The sequence below is a fragment of the Arthrobacter sp. UYP4 genome (assembly GCF_057291175.1).
This window is the reverse complement of the sequence record NZ_JBXAVU010000001.1, coordinates 1482676-1497108: the sequence shown is the minus strand read 5'-3', so window position 1 is coordinate 1497108 and position 14433 is coordinate 1482676. Positions and strand designations below refer to the sequence as shown.

14 protein-coding genes are annotated in these 14433 nt (G+C 70.0%); 7 read left to right on the top strand and 7 right to left on the bottom strand.

The annotated features are described in order from the left end of the window. Positions 1-120: 120 nt before the first annotated feature. Entirely contained in the window at positions 121-2226 is a 2106-nt protein-coding gene (locus AC0Z9V_RS07030; protein ID WP_485141096.1) for an acyltransferase family protein, read from the bottom strand. A 182-nt stretch (positions 2227-2408) separates the two neighbouring features. Here AC0Z9V_RS07030 and AC0Z9V_RS07025 point away from each other — a divergent pair, with 182 nt between their 5' ends. Further along, positions 2409-3464, top strand: coding sequence for an acyltransferase family protein (locus AC0Z9V_RS07025; RefSeq protein ID WP_485141095.1), 1056 nt, complete (start codon positions 2409-2411; stop codon positions 3462-3464). Here the strand turns inward: AC0Z9V_RS07025 and AC0Z9V_RS07020 are convergent. Beyond that, positions 3451-3966, bottom strand: coding sequence for a DUF6314 family protein (locus AC0Z9V_RS07020; RefSeq protein ID WP_485141094.1), 516 nt, complete (start codon positions 3964-3966; stop codon positions 3451-3453). The two genes, AC0Z9V_RS07025 and AC0Z9V_RS07020, sit on opposite strands and share 14 nt — an antisense overlap. Positions 3967-4059: 93 nt before the next feature. Between AC0Z9V_RS07020 and AC0Z9V_RS07015 the strand changes: the two genes are divergently transcribed. Further along, a complete protein-coding gene (locus tag AC0Z9V_RS07015; RefSeq protein WP_459267226.1) occupies positions 4060-4500 on the top strand; it encodes a MarR family winged helix-turn-helix transcriptional regulator in 441 nt (146 codons plus the stop codon). A 10-nt stretch (positions 4501-4510) separates the two neighbouring features. Continuing rightward, positions 4511-5731 (top strand): MFS transporter, encoded by a 1221-nt coding sequence (locus AC0Z9V_RS07010; RefSeq protein WP_459287201.1) that lies wholly within the window; start codon positions 4511-4513, stop codon positions 5729-5731. Between the two features lie 30 nt (positions 5732-5761). Here the strand turns inward: AC0Z9V_RS07010 and AC0Z9V_RS07005 are convergent, their stop codons facing one another. Beyond that, positions 5762-6193 (bottom strand): DUF1810 domain-containing protein, encoded by a 432-nt coding sequence (locus AC0Z9V_RS07005; protein ID WP_459287199.1) that lies wholly within the window; start codon positions 6191-6193, stop codon positions 5762-5764. 91 nt (positions 6194-6284) lie between these two features. On the opposite strand from AC0Z9V_RS07005, the gene trxA reads away from it, so the two are divergent. Continuing rightward, positions 6285-6674 (top strand): thioredoxin, encoded by a 390-nt coding sequence (trxA, locus tag AC0Z9V_RS07000; RefSeq protein WP_133082339.1) that lies wholly within the window; start codon positions 6285-6287, stop codon positions 6672-6674. Between the two features lie 59 nt (positions 6675-6733). On the opposite strand, the gene AC0Z9V_RS06995 is transcribed toward trxA, so the two are convergent. Next, the gene (locus AC0Z9V_RS06995) at positions 6734-7024 is read right to left on the bottom strand and encodes a putative quinol monooxygenase (protein WP_485141093.1); all 291 of its coding nucleotides are present in this window, start codon (positions 7022-7024) and stop codon (positions 6734-6736) included. Positions 7025-7084: 60 nt separating this feature from the next. Next, on the bottom strand, positions 7085-8059 hold the full coding sequence (locus AC0Z9V_RS06990) for a DNA-3-methyladenine glycosylase family protein (protein WP_485141092.1): 975 nt from the start codon (positions 8057-8059) through the stop codon (positions 7085-7087). A gap of 111 nt (positions 8060-8170) precedes the next feature. Between AC0Z9V_RS06990 and AC0Z9V_RS06985 the strand changes: the two genes are divergently transcribed. Further along, entirely contained in the window at positions 8171-9412 is a 1242-nt protein-coding gene (locus tag AC0Z9V_RS06985) for a CapA family protein (protein WP_485141091.1), read from the top strand. A 9-nt stretch (positions 9413-9421) separates the two neighbouring features. On the opposite strand, the gene AC0Z9V_RS06980 is transcribed toward AC0Z9V_RS06985, so the two are convergent. After that, positions 9422-10498 (bottom strand): tartrate dehydrogenase, encoded by a 1077-nt coding sequence (locus AC0Z9V_RS06980; protein WP_133082343.1) that lies wholly within the window; start codon positions 10496-10498, stop codon positions 9422-9424. Positions 10499-10556: 58 nt separating this feature from the next. Next, positions 10557-11714 (bottom strand): ArsB/NhaD family transporter, encoded by a 1158-nt coding sequence (locus AC0Z9V_RS06975; RefSeq protein WP_485141090.1) that lies wholly within the window; start codon positions 11712-11714, stop codon positions 10557-10559. Between the two features lie 97 nt (positions 11715-11811). On the opposite strand from AC0Z9V_RS06975, the gene AC0Z9V_RS06970 reads away from it, so the two are divergent. Together AC0Z9V_RS06970 and AC0Z9V_RS06965 are read left to right on the top strand one after the other, a co-directional pair. Further along, entirely contained in the window at positions 11812-13188 is a 1377-nt protein-coding gene (locus AC0Z9V_RS06970; protein ID WP_459267220.1) for a cystathionine beta-synthase, read from the top strand. Positions 13189-13218: 30 nt separating this feature from the next. Continuing rightward, a complete protein-coding gene (locus AC0Z9V_RS06965) occupies positions 13219-14388 on the top strand; it encodes a cystathionine gamma-synthase (protein WP_485141089.1) in 1170 nt (389 codons plus the stop codon). Positions 14389-14433: the final 45 nt, after the last annotated feature.

Here is a 14433-nt window from a genome sequence, read left to right as displayed (position 1 = left end):
AGGCCGGTACTTCCGCTAGGAATAGTGGGAGTACCGGCCTTTCGCGTTGAAGCCCCCGGGCTCATGCCGGAGCGTCGCGACGAGGGCGTCCTTCCCCTCGGCGCCACCCTACGAGCCCTGCTACGGGACGTCGAGCAGCGCGTCGAGCGGTGGCGCGAGGCGGGAGGAGAGGGACCGGACATACGTGGCGGTCAGGTGGTCGCCGTCCCGGTACACGAGGACGTCACCGATGACGGGCGGGCACTCGTCGGCAGGGCAGATGAAGTCGTTCAGGTCGATCAGGGTGGCTCCGGGGAGGCCCCGCACCCCCGCCACCTGCGCCAGCCCCTTGTCGTCAGCTGCTTCGCCCCGGGGCGCGGAGCATTCGCCCAGTGCGGCGGTATTGGCCGCGACGCACTCCGGGACGTCGAACCCGGGCGCGGGGGTGTCCCTGATGACGGCCACCGGGATGTCGTTCCGAGTGAAGGTGCTCCAGGACCTCCGGAACGCCTCCGACATGGCAGCGACGTCGTCGGTCGCTCCGGAGATCCCGGCGCTGACGGTGTAGCTGCTGGTGATGACCATGCTGAGGAGGGGGTCCTCCTGCAGCAGGTCCTGCATCCGGCCGTTCCAGTCCATGCAGGTCGTGTACACCCTGCCCTTCCGCTCGAGCTCGCCCGTCGCGAAGGGGCAGGCGTCATGGATGTATGCCGTGAGCCTCCAGCCTCGCTCCTGGGCGATCTTCTCGAGGGCGGGGATCCATTGCTTCGCGTGCGAGTCACCCACGAGGGCCACGTGGATGTCCGATGCCCTCTCCCCGTACTCGCAGGAGACGATCTCGGTCTCACTGATCTTGGCCGAGTCGCAGGTGGGGAAGTCCTTCGCTGCGACGACAGGCATCGGCGCGATGTCCTCCGCCGTCGCCTGCGGTTCGAACCCGGCTGATCGCGGGTTCGCCGGGAGAGTTCTGGCGCCGTGGAGGACCGTCTGCACCTGCACACGAACGGCTTCCGCCCTGTCCACTTCCGTGCGGACCGCTGTGACGAGGAGCCCGCCGGCGATGCCGCCGACCACCATGAGGACGAGTCCGGTACAGACGCCGCGGAGGGAGGCGTCCCTGAACGCACTCCACCCGCTGACGGGTTTCTCGACGACGGTGTACGTGAGGTACGCGAGGCCGATCGAGAGCCCGGCGATGACGGTCCCCGTCACGGCGTCGGGTTCTCCGACCACCGCCGTCGCCAGGACGATGAGCGGCCAGTGCCAGAGGTACAGGGAGTAGGAGATGTCCCCCAGGAAGGTCATGGGTCGGGTGCCGAGGACGAGGCCGGGCCCGAGCGGAGCCCGGCCGACGCCCGCGGCGATGACCAGGGCGGAGGACACCGTAGGGATCAGCGCAGCGCTTCCCGGGTACGGGACCGAGCCGTCGATCAGGACCGCGGAGGCGATGATGCCGCCCATTCCGGCCCACCCTGCAATCGTCGCGACAGCGTGGGGGAGCCTCTCGAGCTGCGCGACGGCCACGGCGAGAAGGGCGCCGAGCGCAAGCTGCCAGAACCGCGTCGTCGAGGCGAAGTAGGCGGGCCCGGGAGCTGTCGCGGTGTAGTGGATGGACCAGGCCAGCGACGGCAGAAGCACCAGGGTGAGGGCGACGAGGAGCAGCGGGCGCAGACGTTCCATCGGGATCGGCCCGCGCCGGCGCCTCTTCCCCGTCAGGAGCCCCCCGGCGGCGATGAGGAGCAGGGGCCAGACCAGGTAGAACTGCTCCTCCACGGCAAGGGACCAGTAATGCTGGAGGGGCCCGGGGGCCGCGTCACTCGTGAGGTAGTCCACGGAGTCGGCGGCAAGCCGCCAGTTCTGGACGTAGGACGCCGAGGCGATGAGGTCCCACCCGATCGAGGCCCAGCGCGTGACGGGCAGGAGCACAGCGGTCAGCGCGGCCGTGACGACGAGGACGAGCGTCGCCGCCGGCAGCAGCCGGCTGGCCCTTCGCGCGTAGAACCCGACCAGCGAGACCCGTCCGTCCTCGACGAGCTGCCGGAGGAGGAGCCCGGTGATCAGGAAACCGGAGATGACGAAGAAGACATCGACTCCCACGAATCCGCCCGGCACGAACGGCACCCCGAGGTGATACAGCAGCACCGCGATCACCGCCACACTGCGCAGGCCCTGGATGTCCGGCCGGAAAGCCGACCTCCCCGCGGTGGGTGCTGCGCGCTCGGCCGCGCCGAGCAGACTGACTGCCAACAGGAAACCTCCAGAGAAACCGTGCGACCCCCGAGCGCTGTCGATCCCAGCGTAGCGCCGGGGCTTTCCCGCCCCGCCGTGCCGCCATCGGCTCGACCTGCCCGGGGAAAGCTGATAGGTCCGCTACCACAGGGACGTCCGAGCCATCCGCGGGTGGCCTGCCCTACGAAGAGTACCTAGGCATGCATACAGTGGAATTCGACGGCAGGGGAGGCGTGATCAGCGATATTCCGGGCGCTCGGATCGCCTGGCTCGACAGCCTGCGCGGTACGGCCATCCTCCTCGTCGTCCTGCTGCACGCAGCGGAGTCCCTCCGGCTGGCCGCCGGGCCGACGCCGGGCGTCGATACCCTGAACCTCTTCCTCGAGCCCTTCCGCATGCCCGTGCTGATGTTCCTCTCGGGGCTCCTGCTGCCACAGTCACTGGCCAAGCCCGGACGGAAGTACGTCGCCGGCAAGGTCTCCCGGGTGGCGTGGCCGTACGTCCTCTGGTCGCTGATCATCCTGGCGGCGAGTGGGGACCTCAGCCCGGGTGGAGTCGCCGAGATCCTCTACCGCTCGCCGACCTACCTCTGGTATCTCTGGTTCATCCTCGTCTTCTATGCGCTCGCCTATCCGCTGCGCCGCATCCCGCAACTCGTCCCCGCAGGTGCAGCGCTCCTGGTCTCGTTCGTGCTGCCGCACGGCAGCCGCCCCGAGACCATGGCCTTCCTGGCGGCCTTCTTCTTCCTCGGGGCGTGGTGTGCCCGGCACGCCCCGCTCCTGGTGAGGATCACCAGCCGGCCCTGGCTGCTGGCACCGGCCCTGGCCGCAGCCGTCACCGTGGGTGTCCTCAACGTGATCGGCCGGGACGTCCTGTACCGGGGGGAGTTCGCCTGGGGAATAGCAGGAGCCCTGGGCGTCGTGTGCTGGCTGTTCCCGCGGCTCGGTACCAACCGGGCCACCGCGTTCCTCGCATTCGTGGGCCGCTACTCGATCGTGTTCTACGTCGCGCACCTGGGGCCGATCATGGTCACGCTCGCCCTGGCCGACGCCGTCGGCCTCGCCGGCGGATGGTTCCTGCTGCCACTGCTGCTCCTGCTGGGGATCGGGCTGCCGCTCGGTCTCGCCTGGGTGTACTCGACGAGGGAGCATGCGTCGGTGAACCTCCTCTTCGAGCTGCCGGCACCGGGGCGGCGCCTCCGCGACCTCGGGTCCCGGCTCCGGTGGGCGAGGATCCGGGGCTCTACTCCCGCGTGAGGACGGTCGTCAGCAGGAGATCCTTCGCGGGCCCCGTGACGTCCCACGAGTACTCGACCGTGGTGGCCGAGGTGGCGGTGAAACGGACCCGGTAGGTGTCGGGCGCACATGCGTGCTCGTCGTAGGCCCGGCCCGAGGTGAGGTCGAGCCGGCACAGGAGCCGGCCATCGGGGAAGTGCACGAGTGCTGATCCGTCCCGGCCCCTCCGTACCAGATAGGTGCGGACCGCCGGACCCTGGAACTGCGGCCAGGCGACGATCCCCTCCTCCTCCCAGCGGAGGCCGTCGTCGTCGGGCGTGAAGGTGGTGGTCCCCATGAAGGTGCCCGTCAGACCACCGGCCCTGTCGAGGAGACGGCGCTCGGTGTGCCAGGAGCCCGCCAAAAAGGCCAGCGGGTCGCCGACCGCAGAGGGGGTGGAGTCGTGCCGGTGTGCTACCGCAGCATCCCCGCCATCGGGCAGGGCCCGCGCCGGGTGGACAGCCGGTGCTGTCTCGTCCTGCATCGTCCCTCCTGGTGTCGGCTGCGTCCCACGCTAGCGGGGCTCGGCACCGCCGTCGATTGAGAACACCGCCCGAAAATGTTAGGCTACCTAACTATGAGCCTTCCTCCGACGGATACGCAGCTGCTGGCCCTCGCGCAGTCCTTCCGCACCACCCTGCGCCACGCCGTCTACCTCAGCCGGTCCATGGACAGCGACGGGGAACTGACCACCATGCAGATGAGCACCCTGAGCATGGCCGCGGACGAACCGCTCCGCGTGAGCCGGGTCGCCGCGAACCTCGGCATCCGCGTCCCGTCGGCGACCGAGCAGATCATCAAGCTGGAGCAGGCGGGGCTCGTCCTCCGGCAGCCCGATCCGACCGATTCCCGTGCCGTCCTCGTCCAGCTGACGGAGACCGGCCGCGAGGCCTGGGAGGCGGCCGGCAGGCGCCGCAACGAACGCGTCGCGGCACTGCTGGAACAACTCGACGATGACGACCGCGCGACACTGGCCGCCGCCCTGCCGATCATCGAAAAACTGAACCACACAGCCTAGGAGTACCCGAGTGACCACCCACGCACAGGCCGCGCAGCCCGCAACGGTCCTTGCCGAGGAGAAGCGGTCCTTCTTCCGGCAGCCCAGAGCCGTCTGGGCCACAGCCCTGGCGGCCGTCTTCGCCTTCATGGGAATCGGCCTCGTCGACCCGATCCTCCCGGCCATCGCCGAGAACCTCCAGGCCTCACCGAGCCAGGTGTCCCTGCTGTTCACGAGCTACTTCCTCGTGACGGCCGTCGCGATGCTCGTGACCGGCGTCATCTCCTCACGCATCGGTGGCAAGCGGACACTCCTGCTCGGGCTGGGCCTGATCGTGGTGTTCGCCTCGCTCGCCGGCCTGTCCGGCGACGTCGCCACCCTGGTCGGCTTCCGCGCCGGCTGGGGCCTCGGCAACGCGCTCTTCGTGGCCACCGCGCTCGCCGTGATCGTCGGCGTGGCCAGTGGCGGTACCGCGACGGCGATCATCCTCTACGAGGCCGCCCTCGGCCTCGGGATCTCCCTCGGCCCGTTGCTCGGTGCGCTCCTCGGCGGCTGGCAGTGGCGCGCGCCCTTCTTCGGCACCGCCGTCCTCATGGCCGCGGCATTTCTCGCCCTGATCATCCTGCTGCCCGCCACGCCCCGGCCCGCGACCACGACGTCGCTCACGGCACCGCTCGTCGCGCTCGGACACAAGGGCCTGCGCACCACCGCATCCAGCGCCCTGTTCTACAACTACGGGTTTTTCACGATCCTGGCGTTCACTCCCTTCGTCCTCGGCATGGACGCGTACGGGATCGGTGCGGTGTTCTTCGGCTGGGGCCTCATGGTGGCCATCTTCTCGGTCCTCGTGGCACCCGTGCTGCAGCGCGTGCTCGGCACCACCCGCGTGCTGCTCCTGACCCTCGCGGCCCTGGCCCTCGTGCTCGTCGGCCTCACCCTGGCCGCCGAGCGTTCGGTGACCGCCGTCGTCGTCTTGGTGGTCGTCTCCGGCGCTCTGCTGGGCATCAACAACACCCTGTACACGGAACTCGCCATGGGTGTCTCGACCGCGCCGCGGCCCGTCGCCTCGGCCGGCTACAACTTCGTCCGGTGGATGGGCGGGGCGCTCGCACCCTTCGCCGCGACGAAGCTGGCCGAGGTCTTCGATCCCCGCGCCACCTACGCCGTCGCCGCGGTCATGGTGCTCGTCGCGGCGGGCGTGATCCTCGCCGGTCGCGCCTCGCTCACGCACGCGACCGGGACGGGCGAATAGGGCCGGAGCGACAGGGCCGGAGCGACGGCGTCAGCCGTCGAGGATCGACGTCGTCGCCTCGTCCTCCGCCCCCGCGTAGTACCGGTCCAGCAGCGCCCTGAACCACGGCTCCTGCGGCCCGGCCCGGTCGAAGAGCGTCATGGAGGACTGCAGCTTGCGCGCATCGATCCCGCCGAGCACCGCCACCGGATCGCTGCCCTGCAGATTGAGGAGGGCGTGGACACTCTCCATGAGGCGGGGGCCCAGGACCCGATGCGCGAGGTAGGCACGTGCCTCCTCGAGGGTGCCGATGGCGTACCGGACCGACGTCGGGCTGCTGCCGAGTCCTGCCACCTGCGGGAAGACGAACCACATCCAATGCCCCGTCTTCCGGCCGTTCCGCAGCTCGGCGAGGGCCTGGTCGTAGGTGCCGTGGGCGTCCTGCGCGTCGACGAATCGTGCGAGGTCGTAGGGGTCGGTCATGCTGGCCTCCGGAGAAAAGGGTGGGTGGGCGGGCACTTCATCGGTAGCGAACAGGCCTGACAAGGGTCCAGGGGGTCGCTAGCGTTGAAGGATGTCGACAATCAATATCACTGAGGCAAGCTTCCCCGAGACCATCGAGGGCAACGACATCGTGTTCGTTGACTTCTGGGCCGACTGGTGCGGGCCGTGCAAGCAGTTCGCACCGGTGTACGACGCCGTCTCGCAGCAGCACGAGGACGTCACCTTCGCGAAGGTCGACACCGAGGCCGAGCAGTCGCTCGCCGCAGCCGCGGGGATCACCTCCATCCCTACGCTGATGGCGTTCCGCGAGAAGGTCCTCGTCTTCTCCCAGCCCGGCGCGCTCAACGCGACGCAGTTCGGTGAGCTGGTCGACGCCGTCAAGGGCCTGGACATGAAGGCCGTGCACGAGCAGATCGCGCAGCAACAGGCGCAGGGCGACACCGCCGGCGACGCGCAGTAGCCGTCCTTCCGAACGGAAGCCCCGCACTCCTCGAGTGCGGGGCTTCTCTCATTCCGGTGCTAGGCGGCCTGGTCCGACCGCACCATCTCCACGGGCCTGGCCAGCAGGGCGCTCAGCGATTCGCCGAGGTCCTGGACGGCGGGGCCGCGCAGGTGCGTGTCCAGCAGGTCGGTGGACTCCCACTGCTCGGTGAGGACGATGCGGTCCTCCTGCGCTTCGGTGATCTCGTACCGGATGCAGCCGGGCTCCTGCACCACCTGTTCGATGGCGATGTCCAGGGCGAGCTTCACGCGGAAGAACTCGCCGTCGAGCGGGGTGAATACTGCGGTGACGTCTACGGGTTGGCTCATGCCTCCACCCTAGCGGCGCCCGGATCGGCGGCCGCATCGTGTCACGCGCATAAGGCGGGCCTAGCGCCGGCGGTGGTCCTCGGGGGAGAGGCGGGGACCGAAGGTGGGCTTGCGGAAGCCGCTCGAGTACAGGGACCGCACCACGCGCTGGCGCTGCCCCTGCCACGGCGCGAGCAGCTCGATCATCCCGGCGTCGTCGGTCCGCCGCCCGGTGAGCGCAGCACCGACATAGGCCGCGAGGTGGTAGTCGCCGACGGAGATCGAGTCGGGACAGCCGTGCGTCCGCTGCACCACCTCGGCCGCCGTCCACACGCCGATGCCGGGCACCGACCGCAGGCCGGCACGGACCGCGTCACCGCCCGGCAGGGACGCGAGCCGTTCCAGCCCGGTCGCCACGAGGGCCGCCTTGAGGATGGTGGCCGAGCGTTTCGCGTCCACGCCGGCCTTGTGCCAGTCCCAGGACGGGACGCGGCGCCACTGCTCGGCGGTCGGGGGAAGGCGGAGTGCCGCGGGAGCGACGCCACCGGCACCCGGGGCGGGGTCGCCGTAGCGGACGAGCAGGTAGCGCCAGGCGCGCTTGGCCTCGATGCCGGTGACCTTCTGTTCGAGGATCGCCCGGGCCACCGTGTCGAGCATCCGCCCCGACGACGGAAGGCGCAGGCCGGGATTGAGGTACCTGCCCTTGCGGGCGAGGTCGGGCAGCGTGGCCCGGAACTCGGCGCAGTCGAAGGCGGTCCAGTCGTCGTCCGCTCCCAGCAGGCGGGGAAGGGATGCCAGCGCCCGGGCAGCCCCCGGCCCCCAGGCGTTCGCCTGGATGCGGCTGCTGGTCAGGGAGCCCCGCTGCCGCAGGGAGAGCGTGACGGGGCCGTCGACGGTACGGAAGGCGAGCCAGGAGTCGGGTCCCTGCACGAGAAAGGAGGGGTCGTGGGTGCCGCACTGCAGCGTGCCGATCGTCGCGGCGAGATTGTAGGGTCCGTCGGGGATCCACTCCGCGGCTTCCGCACCCGGGGGCACGACGGCGGGGGCGATGCTCATGCCTCAATCGTCCCACGGAGGCCGTGCTGTCCCGATGTCCGACGGCGTGTCACGCGGGGTCGCGCGGGAGTAGCATCAGGCATCCGGTGGAATCGTCCTGAGGAACAGCCGATGGTGGAGGCCCAGAGGAATCGGGGGTGGCGGTCCGTCGCGCCCGGGCTCCTCGTCCTCCTCGTCGTGATGGCCCTGCTGTGCGCAGGGTGCACGGTGGACGGTTCCGGGCGGGCGTCGCAGGATCCCGCACCGCAGGCAGCATCCCCTCGCACCTCGCCGAGCAGGTCGCCGCAACCGTCACCGTCCCCGCCGGCATGCGAGGACTGCGTGGGCATCATCCTCACGGGAGACCTCCTGGTGCACCCGCAGCTGTGGGAGCAGGCCGCGGCGGACGCGGCGGTGACGGGCCGACTTCCGCTGGACTTCGGGCCGTTGCTCGCGGGCCAGCGCCCCTATCTCGCGGCGGGCACGCTCGGCGTCTGCCACCTCGAGACACCCGTGGCCGACGCGGAAGGACCGTTCAGCGGCTATCCGCAGTTCAACGTCCCGCCGCAGATCCTCGCCGCGGCGAAGGACGTCGGATACGACGCGTGCACCACCGCGAGCAACCACACCATCGACTGGGGCACGCAGGGGGTGGAACGCACCCTCGCGGCGCTGGACGCGGTGGGCCTCGACCACACGGGGTCCTATGCGAGCGCCGCCGATGCGGAGGAGGTCCTGATCCTCGATCAGCCGCAGGCGAGGGTGGCGGTCATCGAGGCGACGTACGGGCTGAACGGACTGGTGCCCGACGAGCCGTGGCGCGTGGACCTGATCGATGCGCAGGACATGATCGCGAAGGCGACGGCGGCCCGGGGCCAGGGGGCGGACATCGTGATCGCTGCACTGCACGCCGGCGACGAATACGCCTCCGTCCCGAACGCCCAGCAGGTGGAGGTCGCCCACGCACTCGCGGACAGCGGCGAGATCGACGTCGTCTACGGCCACCACACCCACTCGGTCCTGCCGGTCGAGCGCTACAACGGCACGTGGATCGCGTACGGGCTGGGCAACGGGGTGACCGAGCTGTCACCCGTCCACGAGGTCAACAACGAAGGCCTGATGATCCGGGTCCGGCTGAGCCGGGCTGCCGGCGGCGGCTGGTCCGTCTCCGACTTCGACTGGGTGCCGTCCCTGATCGTCGCGGCACCCTACCGCTGGTGTTCCCTCGCCCCCGATCGGCCGGTCGGGGCCTGCTCGTCCCCGGAGCACGAGGCAGCGGTGCGCGAGCGGACCCGGCGCGTGGTCGAGTCGCGCGGCGCGGCCGGCGCGGGTGCCCGCCAGTGGGAGGTCTCCGCCGACGGGGCGGGGCGCTAGGGCCGCGGATCACCCACGGATCGTCGACGCGATCGCCTCGCCGAGCGACGCCGTCGTCCCGGTACCGCCGAGGTCCCGGGTGAGGGTGTCACCGCCGGCGGCCAGCACCGACTCGATGGCGCCGAGGATCGCGGCGGCCGCCTCCGGCTCGCCGAGGTGCTCCAGCATCATCGAGGCGCTCCAGATCTGGCCGACCGGATTGGCGATCCCCTTGCCCGCGATGTCCGGCGCCGACCCGTGCACCGGCTCGAAGAGGCTGGGGAAGGTCCGGTCGGGGTTGATGTTGCCGCTCGGTGCGACCCCGATCGTGCCCGTGCATGCCGGCCCGAGATCGGACAGGATGTCGCCGAAGAGGTTGCTGGCCACGACGACGTCGAACCAGTCGGGGTGGAGGACGAAGTTCGCGCAGAGGATGTCGATGTGGAACTTGTCCGTGCGCACGTCCTCGTAGCCGGCCGCCATCGCCTCCACGCGCTCGTCCCAGTACGGCATGGTGATCGAGATGCCGTTGCTCTTCGTGGCCGACGTCAGGTGCTTCTTCTCCCGCTTCCGGGCGAGCTCGAAGGCGTATTTCAGGATGCGGTCCACGCCGGTACGGGTCATGACGGTGTCCTGGATGACCGTCTCGCGGTCCGTGCCCTCGAACATCCTGCCGCCGACGCTCGAGTACTCGCCCTCGGTGTTCTCGCGGACCACGTAGAAGTCGACGTCGCCCGGCTTCCTGCCGGCCAGAGGACTGGTGATCCCCGGCAGCAACCGCACCGGACGCAGGTTCACGTACTGGTCGAAGTGGCGCCGGAACTGCAGCAGGCTGCCCCAGAGGGACACGTGGTCCGGCACGACGTCGGGCCAGCCGACGGCCCCGAAGAAGATCGCGTCGAAGCCGCGCAGTTCCTCGAACCAGCCGTCCGGCAGCATCTGCCCGTGCTCGAGGTAGTAGTCGGCGCTGGCGTAGTCGAACTCCGTGACCTCGACCCCGAAGCCGTACCTGTCCGCGGCCGTCCGGAGCGCGCGCAACCCCTCCGGCATGACCTCCTTGCCGATGCCGTCGCCGGCGATCGCAGCGATCCGGTAGGTGTTCGTCATGGTCTCCGTCATGGTCGGTTCCCTTCATCGGCAGGCTGCTTACCCACCCAGCCTAGGCTCAGGACCCCGTCCACCACAGCACGACGACGGCCGCGGGCAGCGTCAGCGCCGTCACCAGCAGTCCCGCCAGCGCGAACGGCACCCATCGGATGGACAGGCCGAGGGACTGCAGCCGTTCGGCCCACAGCAGGGTCGCGAGCGATCCCCAGGGGGTGACGAGTGGCCCGAGGTTCGCACCGATGAGCAGTGCTGCGAGGCGGAGGGGGGAGCCGGCCAGCGGTTCCAGGGCCAGGTAGGCGGGCAGGTTGTTGACGGCATTGGCGCCGGCGGCACCGACGGCCGCGAGCTGCAGGAGGTCCGCGAGTCCCGCCCCGGTCCCGGCCACGGGAGCGATCCCGGTGTCGAGGCCCTGCGCCTGGGCCGCGGTGACGAGCACGAAGAGGCTGAGGGCGAGGACGAGCGGATTCACCGGGATCAGCCGGAAGGTCAGCGTGCTGCGTCGCCGGACCGCGAAGAGGACCAGGAGGACGCCGGCGGCCACGCTCGCACTCGCCGCCACCGGGATCCCGCTGACCAGGGCGGGCACCAGGAGTGCGAGGACCGCGTAACCGCACAGCAGCAGGACGCGGTCCTCCGCTACGCGGGGTGCGGCGGGTGAGAAGCGGCCGGACAGCTGCCGGCGGAAGATCAGGAGCAGGACGGCGCACGGCACGACGATGCCCACCACCGCCGGGCCGTAGACGAGCCCCGCGAAGGCCGCCGGAGTGAGCTGCAGCCGCTCCTGCACCAGGAGGTTCGTCAGGTTGGACACCGGCAGGAGCAGGGACGCCGTATTGGCGAGCCAGACGATCGTCATGGCGAAGGGCAGGGGAGGGAGCCCGCTCCGCCGGGCGAGCAGCACCACCAGGGGCGTGAGCAGCACCGCCGTCGTATCCAGCGAGAAGAAGACGGTGCAGCCCACGGCGAGGACGACGGTCACGAGCCACAGCACGATCGTGCGGCCCCCGGCCAGGCGCGCCGACGCCGCGATGATCCGTTCGAAGACGCCCGCCGCGAAGAGCAGGTCCGTGACCACCGTCATGGCTGTCACGAAGAGCAGGATCGGCCAGATACGCTCCCACAGCCCGGCCAGGGCAGGGCCGGGCAGCAGGCCGGCGGCGATGCAGGCCAGGGCGAGGACCGGCAGGAGCGCCCGGGAGGCAGTGCGCAGGGTCACGGGCGGGCTCCGATCCAGGGGCAGTAGCAGGTCGGGTCGCGTCCCGCGGCGTAACGGCGGCATGGTCGTTCGGGCACCAGCCGGTAACTTTGTAGTCATGAAGTATGCCAATTCAATCGTCGACCTGATCGGCAACACCCCGCTGGTCAGGCTCAACTCCGTCACCGACGGTATCGCAGCCACCGTCCTCGCGAAGGTCGAATACCTCAACCCGGGCGGGTCGGTGAAGGACCGCATCGCGGCGAAGATCATCGACGCAGCCGAAGCCGAGGGGAAGATCAAGCCCGGCGGAACCATCGTCGAACCGACCTCCGGCAACACCGGTGTCGGACTCGCCCTCGTGGCGCAGCAGCGCGGCTACAAATGCGTCTTCGTGGTGCCCGACAAGGTGGGCGAGGACAAGCGCAACGTCCTCAAGGCCTACGGCGCAGAAGTCGTGGTCACGCCGACCGCCGTCGCCCCCGACAGCCCGCACTCCTACTACGGCGTCTCCGACCGCCTCGTCCGCGAGATCCCCGGCGCCTACAAGCCCGACCAGTTCTCCAACCAGAACGGGCCGCTGAGCCACTACGAGACCACGGGCCCCGAGATCTGGAACGACACCGACGGCAAGCTCACGCACTTCGTCACCGGCGTCGGCACCGGCGGCACCATCACCGGCACCGGCCGGTACCTGAAGGAGGTCTCGGCGGACCGCGACGGCGGGCCCGTACGCATCATCGGCGCCGACCCCGACGGCTCCATCTACTCGGGCGGCACCGGACGCCCCTACTTCGTCGAGGGCGTCGGCGAGGACATGTGGCCCGAGTCCTACGACCCCTCCATCCCGGACGAGATCCACGGCGTCACGGACGCCGAGAGCTTCGAGATGACCCGGCGCCTCGCCCGCGAGGAGGGGCTGCTGGTCGGCGGGTCCTGCGGTATGGCGGTCGTCGCCGCGTTGCGCGTCGCCAAGGACCTGACCGCCGACGACGTCGTCGTCGTCCTCCTGCCCGACGGCGGCCGCGGCTACCTCGGCAAGATCTTCAACGACGACTGGATGAAGTCCCACGGCTTTATGGCCGGCGGCGACGAGGCGAGCGTCGGCGAGGTGCTGCGCGCCAAGAACAGCTCGCTGCCGGACCTCGTGCACACGCACCCCACCGAGACCGTCCGCGACGTCATCGCGACCCTGGCCGAACACGGCGTCTCCAGCCTCCCGGTGCTGTCCCGGAAGCCTCCCGTCAGGGTGGGGGAGGTGCTGGGGTCCGTCGACGAGCGGTCGCTGACGGCGAAGATCTTCAGCGGCGAGGCGCAGCTGACGGACCAGATCTCGCAGCACATGGACGGGAAGCTCCCGCTCATCGGGTCGCTCGAATCCGTCGAGACGGCGCGGGAACGGCTCCAGGACGTCGACGCGCTGATGGTGACGAACGTCGGGTCCCCGGTGGGAATTCTGACGCGCCACGACTTGCTGACGTACATGAGCAGATAACTCACTCCCACCAGGATTCTCAGGAGCATCGTGACGCACTCGAACGCCCAGGGTTTCAACACCCGGGCCGTCCACGCAGGCCAGACCCCCGACCCCACGACGGGAGCGGTGATCCCGCCCCTGTACCAGACCACCACGTTCGCGCAGGACGGCATCGGCAAGCTGCGCAACGGCTACGAGTACGGGCGCGGCACCAACCCCACCCGTGATGGGCTGCAGGTCCAGATCGCGGCGCTCGAGGGCGGCGAGCACGCCTTCAGCTTCTCGTCGGGCCTCGCGGCGGAGGACGCGCTCATCCGGGCCGCCCTCCGTCCGGGCGACCACATCGTCCTCGGCAACGACGCGTACGGCGGCACCTACCGCCTGATCGACCGTGTGCTGTCCCAGTGGGGCATCACCAACACCGCCGTGGACATGGCGGACGCCGACGCGGTCCGGTCCGCCATCGCCGCGAACAACACCAGGATGGTGTGGGTCGAGACGCCGTCGAACCCGATGATGAAGATCACCGACATCGCCGCGACCGCCCAGCTCGCGCACGACGCCGGTGCCCTGCTCGTCGTCGACAACACGTTCGCCTCGCCCTACCTGCAGCAGCCGCTCACCTTCGGTGCCGACGTCGTCGTCCACTCGACGACCAAGTACATCGGCGGGCACTCGGACGCCAGCGGCGGGGCCGTCGTCGTGAACGACGGCGAGCTCGCCGAGAAGATCGGGTTCATCCAGTTCGCCGTCGGCGCCGTGTCGGCTCCCATGGAGGCCTGGCTCACCACCCGCGGGCTCAAGACCCTCGGAGTGCGCATGGACCGGCACTCCTCCAACGCGACCGCGATCGCTCGCTGGCTCCTCGAGCAGGACGAGGTGGAGCACGTGTACTACCCTGGGCTGCCCGAGCACCCGGGCCACGACCTCGCGGCTGCCCAGATGAAGGACTTCGGCGGGATGATCTCCGTGACCTTCAAGGGTGGGGCGGAGGCCGCGAAGAAGGTGGCGGAGTCGACGCACGTATTCCTGCTGGCGGAGTCCCTCGGCGGCATCGAGTCGCTGATGAACTACCCGTCCGACATGACGCACGCGTCCGTCAAGGGCACCGAGCTCGCCGTCCCCGAGAACCTGGTCCGGCTGTCCGTCGGCATCGAGGACCTCGAGGACCTGATCACCGATCTCGACCAGGCGATCGCCACACTGCGCCAGTCCTGATACGAAGGGCCCCTCCTGGTGGAGGGGCCCTTCGTGTGTCCGGAG

Excerpts from the sequence above, each read along its gene's own strand:
- AC0Z9V_RS07020 (WP_485141094.1), bottom strand. The coding sequence starts at position 3,966 with ATGCAGGACGAGACAGCACCGGCTGTCCACCCGGCGCGGGCCCTGCCC.
- AC0Z9V_RS06995 (WP_485141093.1), bottom strand. The coding sequence starts at position 7,024 with ATGAGCCAACCCGTAGACGTCACCGCAGTATTCACCCCGCTCGACGGC.
- trxA (WP_133082339.1), top strand. The coding sequence starts at position 6,285 with ATGTCGACAATCAATATCACTGAGGCAAGCTTCCCCGAGACCATCGAG.
- AC0Z9V_RS07025 (WP_485141095.1), top strand. The coding sequence starts at position 2,409 with ATGCATACAGTGGAATTCGACGGCAGGGGAGGCGTGATCAGCGATATT.
- AC0Z9V_RS07015 (WP_459267226.1), top strand. The coding sequence starts at position 4,060 with ATGAGCCTTCCTCCGACGGATACGCAGCTGCTGGCCCTCGCGCAGTCC.
- AC0Z9V_RS06985 (WP_485141091.1), top strand. The coding sequence starts at position 8,171 with ATGGTGGAGGCCCAGAGGAATCGGGGGTGGCGGTCCGTCGCGCCCGGG.
- AC0Z9V_RS06980 (WP_133082343.1), bottom strand. The coding sequence starts at position 10,498 with ATGACGAACACCTACCGGATCGCTGCGATCGCCGGCGACGGCATCGGC.
- AC0Z9V_RS06990 (WP_485141092.1), bottom strand. The coding sequence starts at position 8,059 with ATGAGCATCGCCCCCGCCGTCGTGCCCCCGGGTGCGGAAGCCGCGGAG.
- AC0Z9V_RS07005 (WP_459287199.1), bottom strand. The coding sequence starts at position 6,193 with ATGACCGACCCCTACGACCTCGCACGATTCGTCGACGCGCAGGACGCC.
- AC0Z9V_RS06970 (WP_459267220.1), top strand. The coding sequence starts at position 11,812 with ATGAAGTATGCCAATTCAATCGTCGACCTGATCGGCAACACCCCGCTG.